The organism is Bacillus sp. CPT56D-587-MTF, assembly GCF_058792335.1.
In genome coordinates this window covers 3,851,383-3,878,070 of record NZ_JBYTEF010000001.1, presented here as the reverse complement: position 1 = coordinate 3,878,070, position 26,688 = coordinate 3,851,383, and the positions used below count along the sequence as shown (strand labels likewise).

General features: G+C 35.3%; 30 protein-coding genes and 1 pseudogene. 25 read left to right on the top strand and 6 right to left on the bottom strand.

The window, feature by feature from the left end; translation table 11 throughout:
• The first annotated feature begins 40 nt into the window (after positions 1-40).
• From AC3WVZ_RS19975 to AC3WVZ_RS19950, 6 genes are all read left to right on the top strand, one after another.
• Positions 41-1,873, top strand: coding sequence for a bifunctional homocysteine S-methyltransferase/methylenetetrahydrofolate reductase (locus tag AC3WVZ_RS19975; RefSeq protein WP_233935308.1), 1,833 nt, complete (start codon positions 41-43; stop codon positions 1,871-1,873).
• Positions 1,873-5,271: a methionine synthase gene (gene metH / locus AC3WVZ_RS19970; protein WP_063220087.1), complete on the top strand. Its 3,399-nt coding sequence runs from the start codon at positions 1,873-1,875 to the stop codon at positions 5,269-5,271. The genes AC3WVZ_RS19975 and metH overlap by 1 nt, the downstream gene beginning before the upstream one ends.
• Before the next feature lie 18 nt (positions 5,272-5,289).
• Positions 5,290-6,348, top strand: a complete 1,059-nt coding sequence (murG, locus tag AC3WVZ_RS19965) for an undecaprenyldiphospho-muramoylpentapeptide beta-N-acetylglucosaminyltransferase (RefSeq protein WP_000724775.1) — start codon at positions 5,290-5,292, stop codon at positions 6,346-6,348.
• Positions 6,349-6,542: 194 nt separating this feature from the next.
• A complete protein-coding gene (locus AC3WVZ_RS19960) occupies positions 6,543-6,803 on the top strand; it encodes a DUF3966 domain-containing protein (protein ID WP_001250699.1) in 261 nt (86 codons plus the stop codon).
• A gap of 95 nt (positions 6,804-6,898) precedes the next feature.
• Complete coding sequence (locus AC3WVZ_RS19955; protein WP_001012342.1) at positions 6,899-7,273, top strand: nucleoside 2-deoxyribosyltransferase; 375 nt, start codon at positions 6,899-6,901, stop codon at positions 7,271-7,273.
• Between the two features lie 79 nt (positions 7,274-7,352).
• A complete protein-coding gene (locus AC3WVZ_RS19950; protein WP_000764267.1) occupies positions 7,353-7,841 on the top strand; it encodes a hypothetical protein in 489 nt (162 codons plus the stop codon).
• Between the two features lie 34 nt (positions 7,842-7,875).
• Here the strand turns inward: AC3WVZ_RS19950 and AC3WVZ_RS19945 are convergent, their stop codons facing one another.
• Positions 7,876-8,187 (bottom strand): hypothetical protein, encoded by a 312-nt coding sequence (locus tag AC3WVZ_RS19945; RefSeq protein ID WP_001093237.1) that lies wholly within the window; start codon positions 8,185-8,187, stop codon positions 7,876-7,878.
• Between the two features lie 252 nt (positions 8,188-8,439).
• On the opposite strand from AC3WVZ_RS19945, the gene AC3WVZ_RS19940 reads away from it, so the two are divergent.
• Both AC3WVZ_RS19940 and AC3WVZ_RS19935 read left to right on the top strand, forming a co-directional pair.
• Positions 8,440-8,655, top strand: a complete 216-nt coding sequence (locus AC3WVZ_RS19940; RefSeq protein WP_001008327.1) for a DUF3912 family protein — start codon at positions 8,440-8,442, stop codon at positions 8,653-8,655.
• 87 nt (positions 8,656-8,742) lie between these two features.
• The gene (locus tag AC3WVZ_RS19935; protein WP_065211831.1) at positions 8,743-9,135 is read left to right on the top strand and encodes a hypothetical protein; all 393 of its coding nucleotides are present in this window, start codon (positions 8,743-8,745) and stop codon (positions 9,133-9,135) included.
• 78 nt (positions 9,136-9,213) lie between these two features.
• On the opposite strand, the gene AC3WVZ_RS19930 is transcribed toward AC3WVZ_RS19935, so the two are convergent.
• From AC3WVZ_RS19930 to AC3WVZ_RS19920, 3 genes are all read right to left on the bottom strand, one after another.
• Positions 9,214-10,608, bottom strand: a complete 1,395-nt coding sequence (locus AC3WVZ_RS19930; protein WP_233935307.1) for an L-cystine transporter — start codon at positions 10,606-10,608, stop codon at positions 9,214-9,216.
• A gap of 107 nt (positions 10,609-10,715) precedes the next feature.
• Positions 10,716-10,958, bottom strand: a complete 243-nt coding sequence (locus tag AC3WVZ_RS19925; protein WP_000440716.1) for a DUF2626 domain-containing protein — start codon at positions 10,956-10,958, stop codon at positions 10,716-10,718.
• 125 nt (positions 10,959-11,083) lie between these two features.
• Positions 11,084-11,779 carry a helix-turn-helix transcriptional regulator gene (locus AC3WVZ_RS19920; protein WP_000434125.1) on the bottom strand — a complete coding sequence of 232 codons (696 nt, stop codon included), beginning with the start codon at positions 11,777-11,779 and terminating at the stop codon, positions 11,084-11,086.
• A gap of 205 nt (positions 11,780-11,984) precedes the next feature.
• Here AC3WVZ_RS19920 and comGA point away from each other — a divergent pair, with 205 nt between their 5' ends.
• The 10 genes from comGA (at position 11,985) to AC3WVZ_RS19870 (ending at position 17,595) form a co-directional block, all read left to right on the top strand.
• Positions 11,985-13,028: a competence type IV pilus ATPase ComGA gene (gene comGA, locus AC3WVZ_RS19915; protein ID WP_001013170.1), complete on the top strand. Its 1,044-nt coding sequence runs from the start codon at positions 11,985-11,987 to the stop codon at positions 13,026-13,028.
• Positions 13,015-14,052: a competence type IV pilus assembly protein ComGB gene (gene comGB, locus AC3WVZ_RS19910; RefSeq protein WP_282082057.1), complete on the top strand. Its 1,038-nt coding sequence runs from the start codon at positions 13,015-13,017 to the stop codon at positions 14,050-14,052. The genes comGA and comGB overlap by 14 nt, the downstream gene beginning before the upstream one ends.
• Positions 14,053-14,063: 11 nt before the next feature.
• Positions 14,064-14,363, top strand: a complete 300-nt coding sequence (gene comGC / locus AC3WVZ_RS19905) for a competence type IV pilus major pilin ComGC (protein WP_001178687.1) — start codon at positions 14,064-14,066, stop codon at positions 14,361-14,363.
• Entirely contained in the window at positions 14,360-14,815 is a 456-nt protein-coding gene (gene comGD / locus AC3WVZ_RS19900; protein ID WP_233935305.1) for a competence type IV pilus minor pilin ComGD, read from the top strand. The genes comGC and comGD overlap by 4 nt, the downstream gene beginning before the upstream one ends.
• Positions 14,808-15,110: a hypothetical protein gene (locus tag AC3WVZ_RS19895; RefSeq protein ID WP_000829469.1), complete on the top strand. Its 303-nt coding sequence runs from the start codon at positions 14,808-14,810 to the stop codon at positions 15,108-15,110. Before comGD ends, AC3WVZ_RS19895 begins: the two co-directional genes overlap by 8 nt.
• The gene (gene comGF / locus AC3WVZ_RS19890; RefSeq protein WP_000923096.1) at positions 15,080-15,550 is read left to right on the top strand and encodes a competence type IV pilus minor pilin ComGF; all 471 of its coding nucleotides are present in this window, start codon (positions 15,080-15,082) and stop codon (positions 15,548-15,550) included. The genes AC3WVZ_RS19895 and comGF overlap by 31 nt, the downstream gene beginning before the upstream one ends.
• Entirely contained in the window at positions 15,547-15,918 is a 372-nt protein-coding gene (gene comGG, locus AC3WVZ_RS19885; protein WP_001231316.1) for a competence type IV pilus minor pilin ComGG, read from the top strand. Before comGF ends, comGG begins: the two co-directional genes overlap by 4 nt.
• Before the next feature lie 174 nt (positions 15,919-16,092).
• Positions 16,093-16,743, top strand: a complete 651-nt coding sequence (locus AC3WVZ_RS19880) for a 2OG-Fe(II) oxygenase (protein ID WP_000183857.1) — start codon at positions 16,093-16,095, stop codon at positions 16,741-16,743.
• Between the two features lie 115 nt (positions 16,744-16,858).
• Positions 16,859-17,356, top strand: coding sequence for a shikimate kinase (locus tag AC3WVZ_RS19875; RefSeq protein WP_000836646.1), 498 nt, complete (start codon positions 16,859-16,861; stop codon positions 17,354-17,356).
• A 38-nt stretch (positions 17,357-17,394) separates the two neighbouring features.
• Positions 17,395-17,595 (top strand): YqzE family protein, encoded by a 201-nt coding sequence (locus AC3WVZ_RS19870; protein WP_000106083.1) that lies wholly within the window; start codon positions 17,395-17,397, stop codon positions 17,593-17,595.
• A 263-nt stretch (positions 17,596-17,858) separates the two neighbouring features.
• Here AC3WVZ_RS19870 and AC3WVZ_RS19865 read toward each other — a convergent pair.
• Positions 17,859-17,963 (bottom strand): annotated as a pseudogene (locus tag AC3WVZ_RS19865) (IS3 family transposase); the annotation flags it as partial.
• 247 nt (positions 17,964-18,210) lie between these two features.
• Positions 18,211-19,074 (bottom strand): helix-turn-helix domain-containing protein, encoded by an 864-nt coding sequence (locus tag AC3WVZ_RS19860; protein WP_233935304.1) that lies wholly within the window; start codon positions 19,072-19,074, stop codon positions 18,211-18,213.
• Positions 19,075-19,599: 525 nt separating this feature from the next.
• Here AC3WVZ_RS19860 and AC3WVZ_RS19855 point away from each other — a divergent pair.
• The 7 genes from AC3WVZ_RS19855 to AC3WVZ_RS19825 all read left to right on the top strand — a co-directional run bounded on the left by AC3WVZ_RS19855 (position 19,600) and on the right by AC3WVZ_RS19825 (position 26,655).
• Positions 19,600-20,475 (top strand): 50S ribosomal protein L11 methyltransferase, encoded by an 876-nt coding sequence (locus tag AC3WVZ_RS19855; RefSeq protein WP_000562119.1) that lies wholly within the window; start codon positions 19,600-19,602, stop codon positions 20,473-20,475.
• 10 nt (positions 20,476-20,485) lie between these two features.
• Positions 20,486-21,916 carry an iron-containing redox enzyme family protein gene (locus AC3WVZ_RS19850; RefSeq protein ID WP_100650930.1) on the top strand — a complete coding sequence of 477 codons (1,431 nt, stop codon included), beginning with the start codon at positions 20,486-20,488 and terminating at the stop codon, positions 21,914-21,916.
• Between the two features lie 413 nt (positions 21,917-22,329).
• Entirely contained in the window at positions 22,330-23,265 is a 936-nt protein-coding gene (locus AC3WVZ_RS19845) for an alpha/beta hydrolase (protein WP_000687286.1), read from the top strand.
• Positions 23,259-24,506, top strand: coding sequence for an ATP-grasp domain-containing protein (locus AC3WVZ_RS19840; RefSeq protein ID WP_142408063.1), 1,248 nt, complete (start codon positions 23,259-23,261; stop codon positions 24,504-24,506). The genes AC3WVZ_RS19845 and AC3WVZ_RS19840 overlap by 7 nt, the downstream gene beginning before the upstream one ends.
• Before the next feature lie 254 nt (positions 24,507-24,760).
• On the top strand, positions 24,761-25,411 hold the full coding sequence (locus tag AC3WVZ_RS19835; protein WP_000876844.1) for a bifunctional transcriptional activator/DNA repair enzyme AdaA: 651 nt from the start codon (positions 24,761-24,763) through the stop codon (positions 25,409-25,411).
• Positions 25,401-25,949, top strand: a complete 549-nt coding sequence (locus AC3WVZ_RS19830; protein ID WP_233935303.1) for a methylated-DNA--[protein]-cysteine S-methyltransferase — start codon at positions 25,401-25,403, stop codon at positions 25,947-25,949. The genes AC3WVZ_RS19835 and AC3WVZ_RS19830 overlap by 11 nt, the downstream gene beginning before the upstream one ends.
• Positions 25,942-26,655 (top strand): 2OG-Fe(II) oxygenase, encoded by a 714-nt coding sequence (locus AC3WVZ_RS19825; RefSeq protein WP_001283443.1) that lies wholly within the window; start codon positions 25,942-25,944, stop codon positions 26,653-26,655. The genes AC3WVZ_RS19830 and AC3WVZ_RS19825 overlap by 8 nt, the downstream gene beginning before the upstream one ends.
• The last annotated feature ends 33 nt before the right edge of the window (positions 26,656-26,688 follow it).

The following is a 26,688-nucleotide window of genomic DNA, read 5'->3' as shown; positions in this document are numbered from 1 at the left end:
GAAGAGGGGGTTTTTATATTGATAGAAATGAGGGAGAGTCGTGAAATTACTAGATTTATTATCAAAAGGAATTGTAATAGGTGATGGTGCGGTTGGGACGTTATTGCATTCACATGGTTTGCAAAGTAGCTTTGAAGAATTGAATGTATCTGATCCAGACTTAATTATATCGATTCATAAACAATATGTAGCTGCTGGAGCAGATGTAATTCAAACGAATACGTATGGAGCAAATGAGGCGAAATTACGTATGTATGGTTTAGAAAATCAAGTTACAGAAATTAATAGAGCGGCAGTAAAACTGGCGAAAGCATCTGTGACAGATAAAAATGCAATTTTAGGAACAATTGGTGGTATGAAACATATCGGAGCTGTTACAACGACTGATATGGAAAGAGAGTTTATGTTACTTGAACAGGCAGGGGCTTTACTAGAAGAACAGGTTGATGGATTACTATTAGAAACTTTTTACGATGAATTTGAATTACTTCATGCCGTTAAAGTATTGCGTAAGCAAACGAATATTCCAATTGTTGCGCAATTAGCGTTACATGAAGCAGGTACGACTCAAAATGGAAATGATGTCAATGAAATATTAAAGCAACTTATAGATTACGGTGCAAATGTTGTTGGATTGAATTGTCAACTAGGGCCGCTTCATATGACGGAAGCTTTCAAAATGATATCGATTCCTCAAAATGGCTATTTATCAGCATACCCAAATGCAGGCCTCCCGAATTATGTGGATGGACGTTACGTATATGAGGGAAGCCCAGCTTATTTTGAAGCGATGACACCGAGATTTATTGAGCAAGGTATTCGGTTATTGGGTGGTTGTTGTGGTACGACTCCAGAACATATTCAAAGTATGAAGCGCGCTGTTGCGAATATTACCCCTGTAATAGAAAAAGACACGATTCAAAGGCCGAAAGTCGTTCATACGCATGAGAAACGTTCGAAGGCTCACGTCACTCTAGCAGAGAAAGCGAAAAAACAAACGACAGTTGTAGTGGAATTAGATCCACCGAAAACGTTAGATACACAGCGTTTTTTTGAAGGAGCAAGAGCGTTAAAAAGAGCGGGAGCAGATGCTATTACTCTAGCAGATAATTCATTAGCATCGCCTCGTGTTTCTAATATGGCGATGGGTGCGTTATTAACGAAGCATGATATCCCAGTATTGACGCATTTAACGTGTAGAGATCATAACGTCATTGGACTACAATCTCATTTGTTAGGTTTATCGGCGTTAGGGATGGAAGAAGTGTTAGCTTTAACTGGTGATCCAGCGCGCGTTGGTGATTTTCCCGGTGCCACTTCTGTATATGATTTATCCTCTATTGAGCTTATTAAAATGATTAAAGAAATGAACGATGGACGTTCAATTTTAGGGAAATCAATTGGACCGGCGACAAGGTTTTCTGTAGGCGGCGCATTTAATCCTCACGTGAGGCACTTAAAAGCAGCGGTTAAGCGAATGGAACGAAAAATAGATGCTGGAGCGGAGTATTTTTTAACTCAGCCAATTTACGATATCAAGTTAATTGAAGAAGTGTATGAAGCGACAAAGCATTTGGAACAACCTATTTTTATTGGAATTATGCCGTTAGTAAGTAAGCGGAATGCAGATTTTCTTCATTTTGAGGTGCCGGGTATTACTCTTCCTGAAGAAATAAGAGAGAGAATGGATGGACATGAAACGAAAGAGGCAGCAATTGAGGAAGGGATCCGCATTTCACAAGAATTGGTCGACGCAGCGATGAAATATTTTAATGGTATTTATCTTACTACACCATTTTTAAAGTATGAAATTACAGAACATCTTGTTAAATATGTAAGAGAAAAGCAAGAAGTGAAAGAAGGTATTAATTGATGAAGTGTATAGAAGAAAAATTAAAAAATAGCATTTTAATATTAGATGGTGCAATGGGGACAATGATTCAGCAAGAGGATTTAACTGCTGAAGATTTCGGAGGAGAAGAGTACGAGGGCTGTAATGAATATTTAGTGGAAACAAGACCAGACGTTATTTTAAAGATTCATAAAGCTTATATTGAAGCTGGAGCGGATATTATTGAAACAAATACATTTGGGGCAACGAATATTGTACTAAGTGATTATGATCTGTCTCATTTAGATGAAAAACTAAATGAAAAGGCAGCACTTTTGGCGAAGCAAGCTGTTAAAGAAAGCGGGAAGGAAGTATATGTTGCGGGAGCGATGGGACCAACAACGAAAGCAATTAGTGTTACAGGTGGTGTGACTTTTGAAGAATTGATTGAGGCTTATACAAGGCAGGCACGAGGATTATTAAAAGGAGCAGTTGATGTATTACTCGTTGAGACGAGTCAAGATATGCGTAACGTGAAAGCAGCTTATATTGGAATTCAAGCCGCTTTTGAAGAACTGAAAAAAACGGTTCCTATTATGATTTCAGGAACGATTGAGCCAATGGGAACGACTCTGGCTGGGCAAACAATTGAAGCTTTTTATTTATCAGTAGAACATATGAAACCATTATCTGTTGGGTTAAACTGTGCGACTGGTCCGGAGTTTATGAGGGACCATATTCGTTCACTATCTGATTTATCGGAGTGTTACATTTCTTGTTATCCAAATGCAGGTCTTCCTGATGAAGATGGACATTACCATGAATCTCCATCTTCTCTTGCTGAAAAGGTGAAGCGATTTGCTGAAGAAGGATGGGTTAATATTATTGGTGGTTGTTGTGGCACGACACCAGAACATATAAAAGCAATGAAATCCGCGCTAGCATCTCTTAGGCCTCGTGACCATCATGAGAGAGAAGGACATGGAATTAGTGGATTAGAAGCACTGCAATATGATGAGTCTATGAGACCGTTATTTGTAGGTGAAAGAACGAATGTTATTGGGTCACGTAAATTTAAACGCTTAGTAGCAGAAGGGAAATTTGAAGAGGCTGCTGAAGTGGCAAGAGCGCAAGTGAAGAAAAATGCTCATATTATTGACATTTGTATGGCAGATCCTGATCGCGATGAAATAGAAGATATGGAAAACTTCTTAGCAGAAGTTACGAAAGTTTTAAAAGTACCGATTATGATTGATTCAACAGATGAAAATGTGATGGAGCGAGCTCTTACTTATATTCAAGGAAAAGCTGTTATTAATTCAATTAATTTAGAAGATGGAGAAGAACGATTTAAAAAAGTGACACCGCTTCTTCAAAAGTATGGTGCCGCTATAGTTGTAGGAACAATTGATGAAGACGGTATGGCGGTTAGTGCGGAACGAAAGATAGAAATTGCGAAAAGAAGCTATGAATTACTTACAAAGAAGTATGGGATACGCCCGTCAGATATTATTTTTGATGCACTTGTGTTTCCAGTAGGGACAGGTGATGAAGAATATATTGGCTCAGCGGCAGCGACTATAGAAGGAATTCGCCTTATTAAAGAAGCGTTACCAGAGTGTTTAACGATTTTAGGTGTAAGTAACATATCATTTGGTTTACCACCGGCTGGACGTGAAGTATTAAATTCAGTCTTTTTATATCATGCTACGAAAGCAGGATTAGATTACGCGATTGTGAATACGGAAAAATTAGAACGCTATGCGTCGATTCCAGAGGAAGAAAAACGCCTTGCAGATGCATTACTGTTTGAAACGACGAAAGAGACGTTAGAAGAATTTACAAACTTTTACCGAGTTGCTAAAAAGAAAGATGTCGTTGTGCAAGAAACGTTAACGCTTGATGAAAGACTAGCAAATTATATTGTAGAAGGTACGAAACAAGGATTACACGAGGATTTAAGTCTTGCACTTGAAGAAGGAAGAAAACCTCTTGATATTATTAACGGTCCGCTTATGACAGGGATGGACGAGGTAGGACGACTATTTAATAATAATGAACTTATTGTTGCTGAAGTATTGCAAAGTGCCGAAAGTATGAAAGCCGCTGTAAGCTATTTAGAGCCACATATGGAATCTAGTGATAGTGCGAAAAAAGGGAAAGTATTGTTAGCAACTGTAAAAGGTGACGTGCATGATATTGGGAAAAATCTCGTTGAAATTATTTTAGCGAATAACGGATATGAGATTATTAATTTAGGAATTAATGTACGTTCGGATCGAATTGTTCAAGAAGTACAAGAAAAGAAGCCGGACATTATAGGCCTTTCAGGTTTATTAGTAAAATCAGCGCAACAAATGGTAACGACTGCTGAAGATTTAAAAGCGGCAAATATTGATGTGCCCATTGTTGTAGGTGGTGCAGCGTTAACGAGAAAGTTTACAGATAATCGGATTTCACCATCATATAAAGGACTCGTTTGTTATGCGAGTGATGCGATGACGGGGCTCGATATTATTAATAAGCTTCAAAAAGAAGAAGAGCGTGAGAAGATGAAGCAGGATAAAAAAGAACGTCATCTTCATATCGTAAAAAAAGAGGAGAAGAAAGTAGAAATTCCAGCAGTAATTGAGCCATTACCAAAATCAGAGGTTATGGTGCCTGATTCAACAAAACGAATTGTATTACGAGATGTTCCAGCCCTTCATCTCGCACCATTTCTGAATAGACAAATGCTACTTGGGCATCACCTTGGATTAAAAGGAAATGTGAAGAAGCTTTTGAAAGAGGGAGATAAGAGAGCACATGAATTAAATGATTTAATAGATGAATTATTGCAGGAAGGACAATCTTGGTTAAAGCCGAAAGCAGTGTATCAATTTTTCCCAGCGCAAAGTGACGGACAAAACATTGTAATATATGATCCAGAAGATCATACGCGTGTTATAGAGCGTTTCACATTCCCTAGACAAGGAAAGGCTCCCTATCGTACTTTAGGTGATTATTTGCGCCCAATAGGAGATGAGATGGACTATGTTGCTTTCTTATCTGTTACGGTTGGGGAAGGAGTTCGGGATATTGCTGAAGAGTGGAAGGCGAAAGGTGATTACCTACGTAGTCATGCCATTCAATCGTTAGCGCTTGAATTAGCGGAAGGACTTGCTGAAAAAACACATATGCTCATTCGTGACCGCTGGGGCATTCCGGACTCACCTGAACTGACGATGGAAGAACGTTTCCGTACGAAATATAGAGGAATACGAGTGTCATTTGGTTATCCGGCGTGTCCAGAACTTGCAGATCAAGAAAAGCTATTTCGCTTAATTCATCCAGAGGAAATAGGTATTTCATTAACAGAAGGATTCATGATGGAGCCAGAAGCGTCCGTAACGGCTATGGTATTTTCTCACCCTGAGGCAAGATATTTTAGTGTATTATAGTCTAGAAGGGGGAGACGTATGAAGAAAATAGTCTTTACAGGTGGCGGTTCGGCAGGACATGTAACACCTAATTTAGCCATTATCCCATATTTACAGGAAGACAACTGGGATATCTCTTATATTGGTTCTCACCAAGGTATTGAGAAAACGATTATAGAAAAGGAAGGCATTCCCTACTATAGTATTTCGAGTGGAAAGCTACGTCGTTATTTTGATTTAAAAAATATAAAAGATCCTTTTCTTGTAATGAAGGGTGTTATGGATGCGTATGTAAGAATTCGAAAACTAAAACCAGATGTGATTTTTTCAAAAGGCGGTTTCGTATCTGTACCAGTCGTAATTGGCGGATGGCTAAATAGAGTACCAGTTTTATTACATGAATCTGATATGACGCCAGGACTAGCAAATAAAATTGCGCTTCGTTTTGCTTCGAAAATATTTGTTACATTTGAAGAAGCAGCGAAACATTTACCGAAAGAAAAAGTAATATATACGGGGTCTCCTGTACGTGAAGAAGTGCTGAAGGGAAATCGTGAAAAAGGTTTAGCGTTTTTAGGTTTTTCACGTAAAAAGCCAGTTATTACGATTATGGGAGGCAGCTTGGGCGCGAAAAAAATTAATGATACGGCTCGAGAAGCATTACCAGAACTTCTTAAAAAGTATCAAATTGTTCACCTTTGCGGAAAAGGTAACCTTGATGAAAGTTTACAAAATAAAGAAGGATATAGACAATTTGAATATGTACATGGAGAACTGCCAGATATATTAGCGGTAACAGATTTTGTTATTTCACGCGCGGGCTCCAACGCAATTTTTGAATTTTTAACATTACAAAAGCCGATGGTTTTAATTCCATTATCGAAATTTGCAAGCCGTGGAGATCAAATATTAAATGCAGAGTCCTTTGAAAGACAAGGATATGCCTCCGTATTATATGAAGAAGATGTAAATGTAAAATCTCTTATAAAGTATGTCGAAGAATTAAATCAAAATAATGAGAAGTATAAAATAGCACTAAAAAAATATAATGGAAAAGAAGCAATTAAAACAATCATTCAAAATATTTCAGAGGCATGATGAAATAATCATGCCTCTTTTAGTAGGGTGAAAGATTCCAAGAATTGATATTTTTATGTTACAATAAAGTGAAACTTTAATCAGTTGGGTGCATCCCACATCTAACTTCTTTACTGTTACTGAATTTTGAGGAGGGAGTCTTACTGCCCTCAAATAGCGGGATAACAAATGGGTTAATAGGGAAATTCCAATTAATGAGGCGTGAAAATACGAATGGATTAGGAGTGACTGTGTTGGAGCTAAGTCTCTATGAAAATACTGCACTTATTATATGCTTTGTGTTGTACGTTGGTAGTGTTATTGTTTATATTTCAAGGAAATTTTCGCAAGAAAGAGAGCTTGAAAAGTCGGAGATAACAGCTGAACTAGAAATGTTAGCTGATGAAAGTTATAAAAAACAAAAAATAAAAGAAGACCATGAAGCATCCCATCATTTAAACGCAAATAAGTTTTAAAGATGGGGATTTTTTTTGAAGTTGTTCTTTATTGTAGCTATAACAAATAACGCTAAAAAGGAGTTTCCCCATACATAATGAAGGAGTGTATATAAATGAATTTTTATATCGCCTCAGGTTTCCAAAATAAACATCTTGTACGTTCCGTAGCAAATGAACTGAAACATGCAGGATGGCACCATACATATGATTGGACCAAAAACGAAAAAGCAGCAAATGAAGAACAATTAAGAGAAATTGGTCAGGCAGAACAAAATGCTGTAAAAGAAGCGGATGTATTTTTACTTATATTAGATGGCGGAAATGGGAGCCATACAGAGTTTGGAATGGCGATTGCACTAGAGAAAACGATATATGTATATCATGCAGGAAGCCCGCTCCAAACAACGTTCTATCACTTGCCAGAAATAAATATTTTTGAAGGAGATGTAGCTGAGTTTGCATCTTATGTTATGAATCATATGAAATAATAGTAACTACCTAAAAGGTTATAAAAGTGATCTTTTGGGTACAGTGATGATAAGAAACGTATATAAAGGAGTACATAATATGAAATTAGAAAATGGATGGGAAACGAGCTTTTTAGAAGTCGTACAAAATAGTGAATTTAAGAAAGAGGCACTTCTTAGTCAATTGCTTTGTCAGGATAGTGAAGAAGTAGAAGAGCTTGTGGATGATTACGGCTACGAAGAACTTGTTGAACGTGAACATGATGATGAGTTAGCTGAAATCTTAGGAGAAGAACTTTTTAGTGAGATGGAACGCCAAGTATTCTTATCTTCAAACCCAGAAGAAAAATTGATTTCATTCGTCAATGGATTAGGTTTTCATGTGTTAGATTGGATCGTTCTTCTTGAAACAGAATTTGGCATTGATAGTGCAAACTTTACATCAGATGCTGTGAAAGTGTTAGAAAAGCGTTTCAGACAGTTTCCATACATAGAGGACAAGACAATTTTTGATATGACATTTGGAGAATCGATGGATGTATTAGAATCTGTTACAGGATTACAACTAAAGGAAAAGATGAACGTATAATGAAAAAAGAACGTGATTGGATCACGTTCTTTTTTCACATAATAATAATTTTATCATCTAGTTTTGTCTGCCCGGTAAGAAGTGCGTTTAAATATTCCACTTTTCTTATACAAGCTTGTATATGTCTTTCAATCTCTTGTAACTCTGCTTGGTGATGCGTTTCAATTGGATGAATTTGTACGTTGAATTTTTCAAATTGACTACTATATGTTATTTCTGCATAGCCGCTCATAATATCGGTTTCGTTATGAAATAAAAATTGCTTCGTTTTGTCACAGAATGATACATCCTGAAAGCCATATACTTTTAATGCTTCAATTACTTTTTTAATCATTTTTGTATTCATTTTTTAACCCTCTTTACGAAGTTCTACTTATATATTATAACATAAAAAATTACATAGAAAGCGCTTCCAAGTGTATTTTATTATAAACTTTACGTTTCAATCACAAAAATGAAACAAAGAAAAAATAATTGTAAAGAAGGAAGGACTCTTTTATTGTTTCGTCATATATATAGAGAAATAGTGCAATGAAAGGAAATTTTCCGAGGTGGAGATCGTATTTCCAATTTGAGCGCAGTAAAAGAGGTGAGAATTTTGAACTTTGATATTGTAGGACAAAAAGCATATATAAAAGATGGACCGCATCGGAACCGAATTGGAATTGTAAAGAAAAATGAGACAAAATTAGCATCGCAGTTTGCTATTGTAATTGGAGAACAAGTCATTGATGTAGAGCTAAAGGATATCGTGTTAGTTGGAGTAGACGTAGGACAATTTCATAAATGGTGCGAACAAAATGGTTATTTGTGAAAAGGACGGGCTGTGAGATAATGAAATATATTTGAGGAAAGAGGATATGTTATTGTATTCTCTTTTTCTATGTTTAAGGAGGCGAAAATGAAATATAAAGAACAGGAGTTTACGTTGGAGTTAAAAGAGAACATTCAATGTATGGAGAAGGAAATAGAGCGAATATCACTTAAACTGCATAAAGAGTATTCACGTTTATACATAGAAAAACACATGGAATTAGATATGGGATTTGCAAGAGAAAAAGAGAATCCCTTTGAGGTGGGTTATTATTCATCAGTTGCTATAGCTATATTAGATGAAGAAAAAGAGCTGATTGGATTTCATAATATTCCAATTTGGAAATGTGAAAGAATCTTTTTAGGAATGCCAATTCAATCAAACATTTTGGGGAGTAAGAAAGTAGGAGAACTCGCTGATGAATCTTGTTATGAGATTGAGGAAGAGTTAAAAGAGCAACTAGAAGAATACTTAGAGTGATAATTCTCAAGATAAAATCTATAAAGAGGGGACGGAATAAAAAAGACGCTAACAATTGTATGTTAGCGTCTTTTTTCATTATGAAGCAATTTCACCAGTTTTTGTATCATCTTGATTGTACGTATCTTGATCTAATTCACCAAGCCATTTACTTGAAATAAGACCTGCTGTCATAGAGCCACTTACGTTAAGAGCTGTACGCCCCATATCGATTAATGGCTCAACCGAGATAACTAGAGCAACAATACCGATTGGTAAGTTCATTGTAGATAGTACGATTAAAGCTGCGAATGTTGCGCCGCCACCAACTCCGGCAACACCGAATGAGCTAATAGCAACAACAGCGATTAAAGTTAAAATAAATTGTGGTTGTAATGGATCAATTCCTACAGTTGGAGCGACCATCATTGCAAGCATTGCTGGATAAATACCTGCGCAACCGTTTTGTCCGATAGATACCCCAAATGAAGCTGCGAAGTTTGCAATTCCTTCGGAAATACCAAGCTTTTCTTTTTGAGCTTCAATATTTAATGGCATCGCACCAGCACTAGAGCGAGATGTGAATGCAAATGTTAATACAGGGAACACCTTTTTTAAATATTGAATTGGATTTAAACCAGATAGCGCAATTAATAATAAGTGGATAACGAACATTACGATAAGTGCTACGTAAGACGCTAACACGAAGTTGCCAAGTTTTAAAATAGCATTTATGTCGCTACCAGCAACTGTTTTTGCCATAAGAGCTAATACGCCGTATGGAGTAAGGCGTAAAATTAATGTTACCATACGCATTACGATTGCATATACAGCATCAAGCATCTTCTTAAATAGCTCTGCTTGTTCTGAATATTTTCGTTTTACACCTATAAAGGCAATGCCGATAAAGGCTGCAAATATTACGACAGAAATTGTTGATGTTGGACGAGCACCTGTTAAATCAAGAAACGGATTTGTAGGTAATAGCTCTAATAATTTATCTGGAATTGTTGTCTTTTCAATAGAAGTAAATCTTTCTTCAACTAGTTTCAGACGAGCAGATTCTGCATCACCTTGTTGTAGGCCGGTTGCAGATACATCAAATCCTGCACTTGCAGCGATACCGACAGCTGCAGCGATTCCTGTAGTAAGAATTAAAATACCGATAATAAGGCCACTAATTTTACCAAGGTTTTTCGTTAACTGTAATTTTGTAAATGCTGAAATAATAGATACTAAAATAAGTGGCATAACGATCATTTGAAGTAATTTTACATAACCGTTACCGATTAAGCCAAACCAAGTATTTGATTCAATAATTACTTTAGAAGTTGGCTCATAAATAAATTGTAATATAAGACCGAATAAAATTCCGACTCCTAAAGCGGTAAATACACGTTTATTAAAAGATACATGCTTACGTTGCATATAATATAATACGCCAACTAAGATGAGCATGACTGCAACGTTAATTCCGACAAGCAGTGTATTCATGTTGATTCCCCCTAATTCCAATCTGTTATATAGAATATAAGGTAATAAAACCTATAAGTCAACTAGGAAATTCCGGGATTAAAAAAAAGATGGCAAAATGCCATCTTTTAATGTCCAGCCCCAGGCACAAGTAAGAATGTCGTGTAGTATGTAAATCCTATGAAGAAAACAGTTAAATATGCCCCAAATACGTATATATACATACGCTCTGTTAATTTTAAATAGCTTAAAAGTACGAAGAAACCTGTTTGTCCTAAAAATAGTAGTGCGGCCGGTTGCATATCCCCTACGTAAAACATAACCGAGAAAATTCCAGTCCAAAAGCCGAGAACGCGAAACATGCGCTCCATGCCATCTCCCTCCTTTTCTAAAAAAAGTAAACCTCACCTCATTATAGTTTATTTTTCTTACTATTGTAAATATTCGTTCATATAAAAAGAAGCCAATTATTATTGGCTTCTTTTTATATGAAAAATTAAATTGTTAGTTTATAATTACAAGATTTACATCCATCTAATAGACTATCATTTCGAGTTAATTCCATGTTAGGGAATAGGATTTCAAAAATCCCTTTCATCATATCTCCGTGCATGTTACAAATTTCAGTTGGATGATGAACAGCAACTTCTTTAAATGGACAATTGTGTACATCATAGAAAATTTTTGTTCCATCTGCACTTAATTCAAATGCAGGTGATAAGCCAGCTGTTGAGAAAGCTTCTTTTGCAATTTGAACTTTTTGTTCCACTGTTAAAGCATCTTCACTCACATTTAAACGTTGCATATGTTGTTGCATTAATTCAGCTCCGAATTGTTTTCCTGTTTCGTATAGCGCTTTCTCACCAGCAGCACCAAGACTAAGTAAAGAATTAAATGCGATTCTTGCTAACAATTGATAATCACGGAATGGAAATTGTAATTGGATAACATCTTCAGATAAGACATACAATCTGCTCGGTCGTCCGCCTTTTCCAGTTTTCTTCGTTTCCGATTTTAGCATATGAACATCTTCTAATTTAGATAAATGTAAACGCGCTACGTTTGGATGAATGTCAAACTCATCTGCAATTTCTTGTACCGTTACGTAACTATGTTTTTGCGAAATATATTTATAAATGTAATAACGAGTTGGGTCAGATAATACACCTGTAATTTTTAAAGCTTGTTCCATGAGGATCTCCACCTTTATCACTTTATCCAAGATAATAACATTATAATACAGATAAACATGAGTATAGGTAATTTCAGACAATAATTCGGAAATTGTTCATAATTTCACAAACATATTTTTCCTTTTTTCTCTATTGAAAATACAAAAGTCCAAATTTTTATTGCGCATGTTTTCATGCTATATACATAGTGAGGAGGGAAAAGTGATGAATGGGATTGAAATTTTTGCGAATGCAATTTTAAAAGAAGCGTGTAGGGTACAAGCGTCAGATTTACATATTGTGCCCCGGCAGAAGGATGTAGCGGTGCAACTACGTATAGGAAAAGATTTAATGACGAGACAGTGTATTGAAAAGGAGTTTGGAGAAAAACTTGTCTCACATTTCAAATTTTTAGCATCTATGGACATAGGAGAGAAACGGAAGCCACAGAATGGTTCGTTGTATTTGCAAATTGATGGACAAGAAGTGTATTTACGCCTTTCAACACTTCCAACAGTATATCAAGAAAGTCTCGTTATTCGCCTTCATTTACAAGCATCTGTTCAGCCCTTATCACATCTTTCGTTATTTCCAAGTACGGCAGCAAAACTACTCTCGTTTTTACGCTATTCACAGGGGCTACTTGTGTTTACTGGACCGACTGGATCTGGGAAGACGACGACAATGTATGCATTATTAGAGGTAATTAGAAAAAAGAAAACACGTCGCATCATTACACTTGAAGATCCGGTTGAAAAAAGAAGTGACGATGTATTACAAATTCAAATAAATGAAAAAGCGGGTCTCACATATGAAACAGGATTAAAGGCTATTTTACGTCATGATCCAGATATTATTTTAGTCGGTGAAATCCGTGATGAAGAAACAGCAAAAATAGCTATAAGAGCAAGTTTGACAGGACATTTAGTAATGACAACACTCCATACGAATGATGCGAAAGGAGCAATCATTCGCTTCATGGATTATGGTATAACGAGGCAAGAGATTGAACAGTCTTTATTGGCTGTAGCTGCACAGCGACTTGTCGAATTGAAGTGTCCGTTTTGCAGAGGAAAGTGCTCAACTTTATGTAAATCAATGAGGCAAGTAAGGCAGGCTAGCATATATGAGCTACTATATGGATATGAGTTAAAACAAGCGCTTAAAGAAGCTGGTGGAGAATGTGTTACTTACAAACATGAGACTTTAGAATCGTCAATACGAAAAGGATATGCTTTAGGTTTTTTAGAAGAAGATGTTTATGTTTAAGAAAACTTGGAGTTTAAGTGATCAAGTAGTATTGTTGAAACGTTTAGGAGAATTATTAGAAAAAGGCTACTCTCTTTTACAAGCATTAGAATTTTTACAGCTTCAATTACCTGTAGAAAAGAAAGTACAATTGCAGCGCATGATTGAGGGGTTAAAAGATGGGAAAAGTCTACACGATTCTTTTCATCAGTTAAAGTTTCATCAGGACATGTTAAGTTATTTATTTTATGCCGAGCAACATGGTGATATTTCTTTTGCTTTGCAACAAGGAAGTGCACTTCTTTATAAGAAAGATAAGTATAGGAGAGACATGATGAAAATAATGCAGTATCCTATGTTTTTGATGTTTTTTCTACTAATCATGCTCTTTATTTTTAAACTCATTTTATTACCTCAGGTTGAAATGGTTTATAGTTCGTTCGGTTCTAATACACCACTACTTACAGAACAAATTTTAAGTGCAATAAAACTGCTACCTTACATTATTTTAACCGCTATTTTAACTGTTAGTATTGGAGGTATTTTATACATGTTGTATTTTAGGAAACTTCCACATATTAGACAGGTAAAAATTATGCTTCGTATTCCCCTCATCAAAACATTTCTTATTTTAAAGCATTCACATTATTTTGCTACTCAGTTGAGTGGTTTATTAAATGGTGGACTATCAGTATGTGAAGCTTTAACAATAATGATGGAGCAAAGATATCATCCGTTCTTTAAATATGAAGCGAGCCGGATTGAAAGACAATTAATTGGAGGAGAACAGTTACATTCTATCATTGCTAAAAGTGGGTATTACGAGAAAGAACTTTCTTATGTTATTACGCATGGACAAGCAAACGGCAATTTAGGGATTGAATTAGGTGACTATAGCGATCTTATTATGGAAAAGATGGAACGGAAAATTAAACATATGTTAGTTATCATTCAGCCTATTTTATTTACATGTATTGGAGGAATCGTTGTCCTTATGTACTTAGCGATGATTATGCCGATGTTTCAAATGATGAATTCTATTTAGGGGGCATTTGTATGCAGAATGAGGAAGGGTTTACTCTGTTAGAGATGCTATTAGTAATGGTTGTCATAACTATATTATTACTATTAATTATTCCGAATGTAGTTACACAGCGCTCATCGGTCCAAGGAAAAGGTTGTGCAGCTTACGTGAAATCTATAGAAGCGCAAATACAAGTATATCAATTACAACATAATAAAATTCCATCGTTAAAAGAACTGACAGATGAAAAGTATATTACAACTGATAAGTGCCCGAATGGCGAATCTATTCATATTTCAGATGATGGCGCAGTATCAATTAGGGCATTGTGAAACAACAGGGGTTTACTTTTTTAGAAATGTTACTCGTTTTATTTGCTATTTCTGTATTAAGTATAGTTACGTATTTTAGTGTTCATTCCTTATACGAGCGACAAAAAGTTGAACAATTTTTGAGACAGTTTTCAAATGATATTTTGTATATGCAGCAATTAGCGATAAACCGTCAAAAGCACTATACATTACGTTGGCATAAAGATAGAAATATGTATGTTATAAAAGAGTCAGGTACAAAGTATTATATCGTCAAGCGAGAGTATGAAGAAGATATACAAATTGATTTGCATACGTTTCCAAATCCGATGACATATAATCCAAGTGGAAATATTAATAGAGGTGGTACGATTATAATTTCGTATCGAAATTATAAATATGAAATTGTATTTCAGCTTGGAAGAGGGAGATTTACGTATCGTGAAATGTCAAAAAGGATCCATAATGGCTGAAATGATTGTATCGTTAAGTGTTTTAATGATGGCTGTATCGTTACTACTACCGCAAACAGTATTAGTTATGCAAGAAAGAAAAAATATACAAATTCGTTATAAGGCAACTGGATTATTAAAAAAAGAAGCAGCTATATATATGTATGGAAATGAAGACAAGCGAATAATAGAAAAGAATATAAATGGAATTGTGTATTACACATATTGGGGAGGCAATGAAGTTTGTACTGTGTGGAGAGATGTGAAAGACAGAATGATGGAACAATGCTTTTATGTAGGAGAAAAAATAAATTAGAATTTGGTTTTTCATTAATAGAAATGATTGTATGTCTGTTTCTATTATCAATATTTTTTTTGCTCTTTCCCCGCCTACATTTCATTGAAATGGAAAATAAACAGTTGAAAGGGTTAAATGATTGGGAGTGGGATGTGTATTTAGGGCAAATGCAATTGGAGTTTCGTGAAGTATCATCTGGAGAACAGCTAGCATTTGAAAATGGAGAAAGTATTTTACGATTCCGATCGCGTAATGGGAGTGAAGTATCGTATGAAAAAGAGAATAGTCGTCTTATAAGAAAGGTAAATAGGCGCGGGAGGGAAGTTGTTTTACAAAATATTGGAACGGTTTCTTACAAACTAACACCTCATGTACTCATTATAAATGTGAAAGATACTAGTGGGAAAATATATGAAGGTGTAGTTATGCGATATAGCGAAATAGGAATAAACGTATGAGAAAGCAAAATGGATTTACAATGCCTGGAACGATTATCTTTCTTATTTTATTAACTTCTTTTTTTATATACGAAACAAATATGTTGTTTACAGATAAAAAATTTTATATAGAAATAGAACAAAAGTTTTTATTGGATGAATTACTTAACCGATCTATTACAGATATAAAAAAAGATTTACAGCAAAAAGAAAAAGAAGGTACATTTTTCTTTCAGTATGAAAAGGGAGAAGCGAGTGGAAATTATGTCTTTGAAAATGATTTAATTCTCGTTACGTTGCAGTGCACACTCAAACAGGAAGCTTTCTATACGGTAGGTTTTCGGTATAGAAAAAAGGATGGGAAAATAGTCGATTGGATAGAAGGATAATATGTAAAATATATGTAAATAAACCAAGGTTTCCTATTGTAAATTAAATTGATTTTTTAGAAGAAATGGATAAATATAATGATTAAAAGTTTAAATTTTCTCAAAAAAGAGAAAGGTAGAAAGAATATGATATATTCATGCTATCCAATCATTATTTTTAGGGAGAATAGGGAAATGACAAACAACAATCAAATAGGTGAAAATAAGGAACAAACTATTTTTGATCATAAAGGAAATACGATTATGACAGAAGATAGAGAAATACACATTATTTCAAAATTTGAAGAACCTCTTATTGTCGTATTAGCAAATGTACTAAGTGATGAAGAGTGTGATGAATTGATTGAAATGTCTAAAAATAAAATGGAGCGTTCTAAAATTGGTTCATCACGTGATGTAAATGATATTCGAACAAGTAGCGGTGCATTTTTGGAAGACAATGAACTTACTTCAAAGATTGAAAAACGAATTTCATCTATCATGAATGTTCCTGCGTCGCATGGTGAAGGATTACACATTTTAAATTATGAAGTGGATCAACAATATAAAGCACACTATGATTATTTTGCGGAACATAGTAGATCAGCTGCTAACAATCGTATTAGTACGCTTGTAATGTACTTAAATGATGTAGAAGAAGGCGGGGAAACGTACTTCCCGAAATTAAATCTTTCTGTACATCCTAGAAAAGGAATGGCAGTATACTTTGAGTATTTTTATCAAGATCAATCACTAAATGAGCTTACGTTACACGGAGGGGCACCTGTAACGAAAGGCGAGAAATGGATTGCAACGCAGTGGGTGAGAAGAGGTACTTATAAGTAAAAGCGAATGTTACGTTTTGTTCTTCATAGTATAAGAACAAAACGTTTTTTTATTAAACAAAGTAGCATCTTTCGTTATAATAACAATTAATAAATGACGATTGAGAGGACAGAAAATGAAATCTATATACATAACCGGCTATATGGGAGCAGGGAAAACAACAATTGGAAAAGCGTTAAGTAAAGAACTTCAAATAGATGTTGTAGATACTGATCAAAAAATTGAAGAGAAGCAAGAGAAGGCAATTCGAAATATTTTTGCCGAAGAAGGCGAAATGGCTTTTCGGGAATATGAAAGCGAAATGTTACGTGCGCTACCAGTCCATAATGTCATTATTACAACTGGTGGGGGAATTATTGAACGAGCAGAAAATCGCAAGTGGATGAAAGAGAACGGAACTGTCGTGTATTTATATTGTGATCCGCATGTAATTGCAGAAAGGCTTAGTGAAGATACGACACGTCCACTATTTCAAAAGAAAGATATAGATGCATTTGTAACGAAATTTGAATCACGCCGAGCTTATTATGAAGAGGCTCACATTCATATCGATACGACAAATAAGTCTGTAAAGCAAATTATGAATGAATTAAAGGAAAAGATTAATGTATAAAAAAGTGGACATACTAATCAAGTAGAGGTGATGATAATATGTCTACTAATGATTATGTTCGCTTTGTGACGCAGCAGTTTGTGTCGTATATGGATGCTCCAAAAGAAGATCGAAAACAAAAGAAAGAACAACGCCGTGCTGAAAAAGAGCCATTTATGAATAAGTGGTTTGGTGTTATGCCGCTGAGTGCTGCTTTGTTTTACCGAAATGTAAAAAGTAAAAGAAAAAAATCAAGTTAATTATTTTTTACGAGTTTTTACGGTGAAAATATATTGGATCCTTTTGTGATAAGTATATGGGATGAAAAATTCCTAGTGCAATAAGGAAAGCTACTGAAAAAATTCCTCGGGATATTATTTTTAGCGGCTTTTCTATTTGCTATAGAAGGTTTTTTATATGGGAAAATATTATCTATGCCAATGAAATTAAACAAGATTAATGGCTATATGAAAAGTTATGTATTTATTTAATCTGGGTCCTTTGTAAAGGACAATAAAAAAAGTTAGGCGGCAGTAAGAAGATGGTTTCTGTATCCAACAGGAATCATCTTCTTTAAATTTCACTGATATCTATGCTGGTTATAGTATTTCATATAATCTTTAAATTCTTAAGATGAATTAAGAATAGTATAATATCCGCTATCATATACTAATAAAATGTTTTCATTCGATAGTTACGTAACGAATCTCGTATTAGGCATGGTGACACAATATCGCATACATACCATTTGAGAGAGTGGGTCTGGAAACTTGGGCTCTCGAACGGAAGAACTTTCTAGGGGCATTGGATTGGATGAGTTCGGGATATGTTCGTTTCCAACAATCCAGTTCAAATATAGCTTTCTACGAGACTATTTATTCGTCATAGTATTTCTTATGCTCTTTTTTCATTATTTCAATTAGGTCTAATCTATCATAGGCCTTAAAAAAATATATCGCTTTATCGAAACAAGCTTTGATTTCATCAAAATGAAACCCTTCTTTACATTCACCCAAAATGTAGTAAAGTGGTCCGATTACAACGGACTTACCAGATATTTTTGCCATAGAAATAGCTTTTTCTGATATTTCTATCCCCTTCTTAAATAATTCGTTTCTTTTAAGAGCATTTGCATAATTATATAGAACAATTACCTTGAAATTTTCATCAGTGTATATAAAATTGTCCTCTATAATTTTCTCATAGTTTTTAATGGCTTGTTGGAGCATTCCAGCGCTTAAGTAAACCGTAGCAATCGAGCTCTGTACATCTAAAAATAAATTTCGGTCTGAAAAGTAAGTGTCTTTACTTTCTAGTATTTCTTGTAGCTTTGCTATACATTGTTGGTACCGTATTTTTCCTAATTTATACTCGGAAATTGCTTCCACCCATTTCAAGAAGCAAACATAGTCAACATCGGAATTGTAAGCTTTGAGCTCATTTTTGCTAATTTGGAGAGCTTCAGGATACAAACCTTGCCCGACTAAATAGCGTAATTCTTTCTTTTTATTTGTAATATGTTGAAAATTTTCAGTACGAAAGCTTTCCAGTAAGTATTCGAGGGGAACTTCCAAACGATTGGCAATTATTAATAAAGTATCGATTGACGGTAAGACTAATCCATGTTCGATTCTACTTATGAAAGATTGTCCTCCAATCCCATCCCCTAGTTCAGATTGTGATAGTCCCCTTATTTTTCTTATTCTACGAATTGCTTTTCCGTGAGAAGCAATGTTCATTTATTTCACTCTCCTATTAGAAATATGCAGAATTTGCATAAAACTGAGTTTAAGAGTGGTTTATTATAAAAATGTACTTCCGAAACCACCAACTACAGTTTGTTTTAAGTTAACAATTCATTCTCCTAGTATACTTTGCGAGCACTATAGGAGAACTGGTCATAAAAGGTAGATTATAAGAATAATAACCTTCAACTATTTCGGACGTACAAATTAACTTTGCAGGAGGAAATCGATGAAAAAGGTAGCATTAATTCTTTGTTTGGTAGCAATCTTAGGCGCTAGTAATACAATTGAAAACGAAAATCTAGCAGATATGCCCGAAATATTTGCAACTACAAAAATCGATGGATAAATAAAATAGATATTTTGTGAAAAAATAATATATTCAACCTTGAAACTGAAGATTTAAGGTTAAATATGTAGCTGAATTTGAGTTTGAATTTGTTTTTTAAAATAATAGTTTATATTAATTTATCATAATTATTAGAATAATGCAAAAAACAAAAGGAGGTAGTTTTAAACATGATCGCGACCATAAGTAAGAATCGTACTTTTCCAACGTGGCATTTCTCTATGTTATCGGATAGGATAAGAAACAATACTATATTTGAAGGAATTTCTAGGATGGATGTGGAAGGTAAAACGGTTTTTGAAATCGGTACAGGTGCAGGGTTGATAGCTCTCCTTTTTGCAAGACAAGGAGCAAAAAAGGTAGTAACTTGTGAAGTGAATGAAGAACTAGCCGAACTAGCGCAGTATAACATAGATAAAGCAGGATTTTCTGATATTGTGACCGTTGTAAACATGAAATCATCTGAATTAATTGATAAAAAGATATTGGATTTTTCACCAGATATTATATTTACTGAAACGTTCGATTGTGGGGTTATTGGAGAAGGTTATCGTGAAATATCCAAAGATATCCAACGCATTTCAAACGATAAAACAATTGTTCTTCCAGGACTTGTTACACAATATGGATGTCTTGTAAACAGCGAAGATATGTTTGGCCTAAACAGTGTACAGGATGACATATTAGGGTTCGATTTATCGTCTATTAATCAGTATAGTTCACAATGTTACTTCCCAGTAAAAGCTAGTGTATATAACTTTGAATCCATGTCAGAAACCTTTGTATTGCGCCCATATGATTTTAAACAGGGCGATGTTAAAGTCACGCATATAGATATAAATCCAAGTGTGGATTCAGTTTGTCACGGTGTTTTATCTTACTTTGTTATGGACTTTAATGGAGTCCGTGTTTCCAATGACGTAAGTGATGTATCTCATTGGCATCAAGCTTTTCATCCTTTTGAAAAACCTATTTTTCTATCTAAAAATAATAGCTACAAATTAATGGTCGATTTAAATAATAAGATAACTATTATACAAAACTAGGAGTGTTATTATGGAATATAAAAAATCTGTACTAGAACCAAAAATTACTGATAATTTTGGAGACAAAGCGCTAGCAAAGGATGCATTGTTATATTTTTGCAATTCCACTTTGTTCTACGATAATGACAATAGATATGAAGAAAATTTCTATGGTAGACGCATAAGACCACATGTTCTAAAGCATATAAACTTTGATGAACCGTTGGAGCTTAAAGATATGCTTTCGTATTCTTCTTTTGCAGCAAATAGAGCTTTATTTTCTATGAATGATACTAGCTTTTTATACCTTCCTACTAAAGGTGATTTATGCTATACAGACTTCAACGATTTTTATGATGATAAAAGATTGGCTGCAGCTGGTGTTGCCATACCGTATCTTGAAAATTATTTATTCTCGTTTTTGAATGATGAAATTAAAGTGTCAGATAATTGGAATCTAAAATTAGTTGAAGATTATTTTAACGACTATATTAATTCTATGTATGACCAAAAGACCATGGATTCTGCGGAGAGTATTAAAAATAGTATCGATAAAAAAAATGCAGCACAAGATTGGCTACTGCAGCTAGCCCCAGACTTTTTAATAGAATCATCTCCTATGGCTAGATATTCATCAGGTAATTATGGGGAAATGGGGAGCGCATTATTTCGTATAATAATAGACGAATTAGGCTATGGAGATCACAAACAAAGACATTCTACATTATTTGAAAAAACGCTTGAGTCAGCAGGTCTAAACAATGTACCGCATTATTATTGGCAATACTATCTTAATACTAGTCTACTTTTAGCAAACTACTACAATATGATTACAAGAAATAAAAGAAATATATTTAGGTACATAGGTGCAATATTTTTGGCAGAAACGTCGTTTATAGTTAGCTGTAAGATTTGGTTAGATGCCTTAAAAGATGCACTACCAAATATGTTTGAAAATTATTTTAAGGAACATTGCCATATTGATACTCATCATAGTAAAACGGCGTTTGATGATCTTGTTAAACCAGCTATAGAAAAATACGGCACAACAGCTGCCGTTGAAATTGTAAGAGGATTTGAAGAAGCGAGATTTTTAGGCGAATTAGCAGAAAAGGACTTTGCTGATCAAATAGAATGGAAAGATAAGGCATCATACTACAAAAATGCCCATGATATCATTTTCACGAAGGTAAAAGAAGGTTGCAGTAGTGGTAAAGTTACAGTTGGACGGTTTGTTGAACCTAAGGGTGAATTATCTATAACACATACACATGATAACGACGAGCTATGTCATATCGTCTCTGGCGAAATGGAGTTTCTAAATGGATTTGGTAAATCAACTATACTCAAAGCAAACGAAGGTACTATAATCAAGGCAAATAGGTTACACGGTGCTTTAATTGTTTCTGATGAATGCGAATACGAAATATATTCGATAGGTGATTTGAACCAATGGCTGTAAAAATATTTAGAGGTAATATACAGAATTTTCATATTTCTTTTCCGGATGAAAACAAAGGAGTCTACTGTGAAATACTAGGTGATAAACCTAAGATTATTAACAATCAATGTAAACACAGAGGTGGACCAATTCATTTGTGCAAGATTGATTAAGACAACAAAAGAAGATGTATATGGCATAATTTGGTGATAAATAAACTAGAAACGTGCAACTTTGTAGGGGTTGTTTACATCAAAAGCATGAAAAAGATTACCGTTGTGGCTGATTACAATGGCAATAATTGGCCAGTTAGTTTTACAAGTTCTAATATAAATATTTAGATTTAAGTGAAATTATTGGTATCACATTAACTAATATTGTGTGTAAGAAACACTATTTGAAAATATAAATTTAAGAAAGAAGGAATGTAAAACATGAAAATCGACTCTAAACCACAATACGCACCTGGAATATCTGAGTTTATTGATAAAGTAAATTCAGTATACCCTCCAGATTCTTACAAAAAAGATGTAAGTATACAGAGAGCTCTTTACTCCGAATTGGGGGAGGCATTTCCGGTGCCTGAGGTTACAGATGTAAGCAGCAGAGACGTTATCGTCCCACACTTTAACGTAGAAAAAAAAATGCGGATATATACACCAAAGAATATTAAAAAAGATGGGATTTTGGTATACATCAGAGGGGGCGGGTTTGTATTAGGGAATTTAGAGACTCACGATAAACTTGTTGCTGAGCTCTGCAGTAATACAGGATTGGTCACAATAGCAGCAGATTTTAGAATGTCTCCAGAAAGTAAGTTCCCATCTGCATTAGAAGATTGTTATGACATTATTAACTATATATCTCTCAATAAAGAAGTGCTGAATTTAAAAGGAAATATAGTATTATGCGGCGAAAGTTCTGGGGCTAATATGATAGTTTCCCTGTGCATGTTATGTAGGGACAGAAATGGTCCTTTAATTTCAGGACAGGCACTAATAAGTCCTCTATTAGATTTTCATAGATGGAAACACGGTGGCGAGGATGCACCTTTACTTACAGGTGGAGAAATGGAATTTTATACGTCATGTTACGCAAACCAGGATGAACTGATTAACGTATTCGTTTCACCTTTAATAAACGGAAAATTTCATAACCTACCGCCTGCCTATATCATGGGAGCTGAAGTTGACTCATTATTAATAGACAGTGTGGAATACCATAACAGACTACAAGAAAATAATATACAATCCGAGCTTGTTATTGAAAAAGGACTAACGCATGCAGCGGTAAGGGCTAGAGGGGTATCGCCTGACGTTCATGACTCATGGATAAGGTTTTGTAAAAAAGCCTATGATTTAACATGTTAACTACAAATAAAGATGTAATTATAGTTGTTGATCCATATTCATCAGGAGCCTTGTACGCAGAAGCGCTAAAATCTTTTGGCCTGTGTCCTATTGCATTGATGTCTACAGTAGAACCGTTAGAAAACTATAAATCATCTTTAAAACTACATGAATTTTTTGATGTTATTGTTAATGATGGTGATATAAACAAGCTAGTAGATACTATTAAAAAATTAAATCCAAAGTGTATAATCGCAGGGGCTGAGCCTGGTGTTGAACTGGCAGAAACCTTGGCAAGTATAATAACTCCATCATTTTCAAATGATAAGCACTTAATAGAAGTAAGAAGACATAAAGGGAACATGCACAAGGCTTTAGTGTCGAATAATTTATCAACCATAAATCAGATATGTACAAATGACATCACTGAGGTTGAGAACTGGTTAGAAATAATCAAAAACAAGGATATTGTAATAAAGCCCCCTAAAAGTGCTGGTACAGATGGAGTAACGAGGGTTAAAAATGGAGATGACTGGAAAGGAGTCTTTAATGACCTTCTTGGAAAAATGAATAAATTAGATATAGTAAATGAAGAGTTAGTAGTACAAGAATACGTAGTAGGCGTCGAATACGTAGTTGATTTTTTCAGTTATGAAGGTAATCATGTAGTGTGCGATATATGTAGATATAAAAAGATTGATAATGGAAATTTAATGGCGATATATGACTATATGGAGTGGGTTTCTGCAGAAGAGATAGACTATGAAAATATAGTAGAATACGCTAAACAAGCTCTAGACGCAATTGGTATAAAATTTGGGCCATCACACCTTGAGCTTATGTTAACTGAAGACGGACCGAGATTGATTGAGGTAGGAGCAAGGCTACATGGGGGAGGTCACCCTAATTTTTGTAGAATAGCAACAGGTGATAGTCCACTAGACAAAACAGTGCGATATCTGGCAGGTTGCTATGAAGAAGTATCAAAAGACTATACGTTAAATACAAATGTAACCATTGTATTTTTAGTATGTAAGAAATCTGGATTTGTTAAAGATATTTCAGTGTTAGAAGATATAAAAAACTTACCTAGTTATCACTTTTCTTCTATGAATATACAAGAAGGGCAATATATAGAGCAAACAAAAGACTTATTTGATAGCTTCTCTATCGGATTTGTTGCACTGTGTCACAAAGACAAGGGACAAATTGAATCAGACTATATAAGTATAGTGAACGCTGTAGACAAAGCCTTAAATTAATCAAAACCACCCGTCATGAGCGGGTGGTTTTAATGATACAACAAATGATCTGCTCCGAGTGTATATTTGTGACGAGTTAAATTCAAACCTGATACTTGGCTTCATTGGTTTTTCATCTTCTCCAATCATATGAATCAGGATACATATAATTACGCAACAACTCGCCATTGTAATTTCGTTATCTTGCTATTACATTTCGAAATGCTTACAATACAGGATTTAGAGGTTTATACTGAATCTAGAGGTGATTCAAAATGAAATACAATTGGAAAATGAATCCGAACCAAACTAATCAACAACCAGACTCTGACAATCCATTTCTACCCATCCCTGTTTCTGATGAACAATGGCAGGCTGTTGTTGATAATGATGCTTCTTATGACGGACATTTTTTTTATGCAGTGAAAACAACAGGGATTTTTTGTCGCCCTTCTTGTAAATCAAGGGTACCAAAAAGAGAAAACATTGGCTTTTTTGAAAATACTAAACAAGCACTAGCCGCAAATTTTCGTCCCTGCAAACGGTGCAAGCCAACCGGGCAAAGAATGCCCGATGAAGAGTGGATTGCCTTCGTAACTGAATATGTGGATAGCCACTACGATGAAAAATTGACGCTTGAAGTCCTTGCGCTTCTGAGTCATGGAACCCCTTATCACTTGCACAGAACTTTTAAAAAAATCAAGGGCATGACCCCAGTGGACTACATCCAACATGTTCGAATAGAGAAGGCGAAAATGTTATTGACTACTTTGGATGACCCAGTTTCTAAAGTTGGTGAGTCTGTCGGACTTTCCAATACACCATATTTTATCACGCTGTTTAAGAAGAAAACCGGACAAACGCCGGAAACTTACCGTAGACAGCAAAAACAATACTTGAAGGAGGTGTTTTCAAATGGCATCTAAAAAAGGAAGTTCTCTCTATTGGTCCTTGTTTTCTTATGAAGACTGGAAGATGTACATTGCCACAACAAATAATGGCCTATGTTTTGTTGGGTCGCAAAATCAGCCATTCGAAGAATTGGTGAAATGGGCAAATCATTACTTTCCTGGAAACGACCTGATTCAAGATGACGAAAAATTGCAACCCTTTGCAGATGAGTTTGTTGAATATTTTCAAGGCAAGATTAATCGGTTCACCATTCCAATCTTTTATCACGGCACACCTTTTCAGGAAGCGGTATGGAAGGCACTATGTGATATTCCGTACGGCCAAACTCGATCTTACTCGGATATTGCTCAACAAATTCAAAAACCGACTGCAGTTCGGGCCATTGGGAGGGCTATTGGAGCGAACCCAATCCTCATTACTGTTCCATGCCATCGTGTTATCGGAAAAAATGGATCGCTAACGGGCTATCGTGGCGGAATGGAAATGAAAACGCAATTGCTGGAACTTGAACGAGGCTTTACAAACAGTGGGAAGGAGTTGCAACATGTCTGACCAGCATATAGTATCTTTAGCCAAACTCAATTGGGCTGAGCTACATCAAATGCTTGACACACAGGGGTACGCCAAGCTGCCGTCCCTTCTAAATGCGGAATCATGTGCATGTCTAATCCAAGACTATGAAGACGAATCACTATATCGCAAGACCATCGACATGAAACGATATCGTTTTGGAATCGGGGAGTACAAATATTATCATACGCCTCTTCCTGATCAGTTACAACAAATCCGTGATAACTTGTACCCAGAGTTAGCCAAAGCGGCAAATCGTTGGCTGGAACAGTTAAATAAATCACCCGAATACCCAGAAACCCTGGAAATGTTTCTTGATCAATGTCACCAGGCGGGGCAGAAACGACCTACCCCGCTAATTTTGAAATACGAAGCAGGGGGCTACAATTGCCTCCATCAGGATTTGTACGGGGATATCTTCTTCCCTTTTCAAGTTGTGTTTACTCTGAACCAACAGAACGAAGACTATACAGGCGGTGAATTTTTACTCGTTGAACAACGACCACGGGCACAGAGCAGAGGTCATGTCATTACGCTTAATCGAGGTGAAGGTCTCATTTTTCCAACTCAATATCGACCGGTATTGGGTGCGCGTGGATATTACAAGGTGGCTCTGCGACACGGCGTTGGTACCGTCAATTCGGGAATGCGGTATAGCCTGGGGGTTATATTTCATGATGCGAAGTAAACCCAAACTCAAATTACATCTTTATAAGCATGT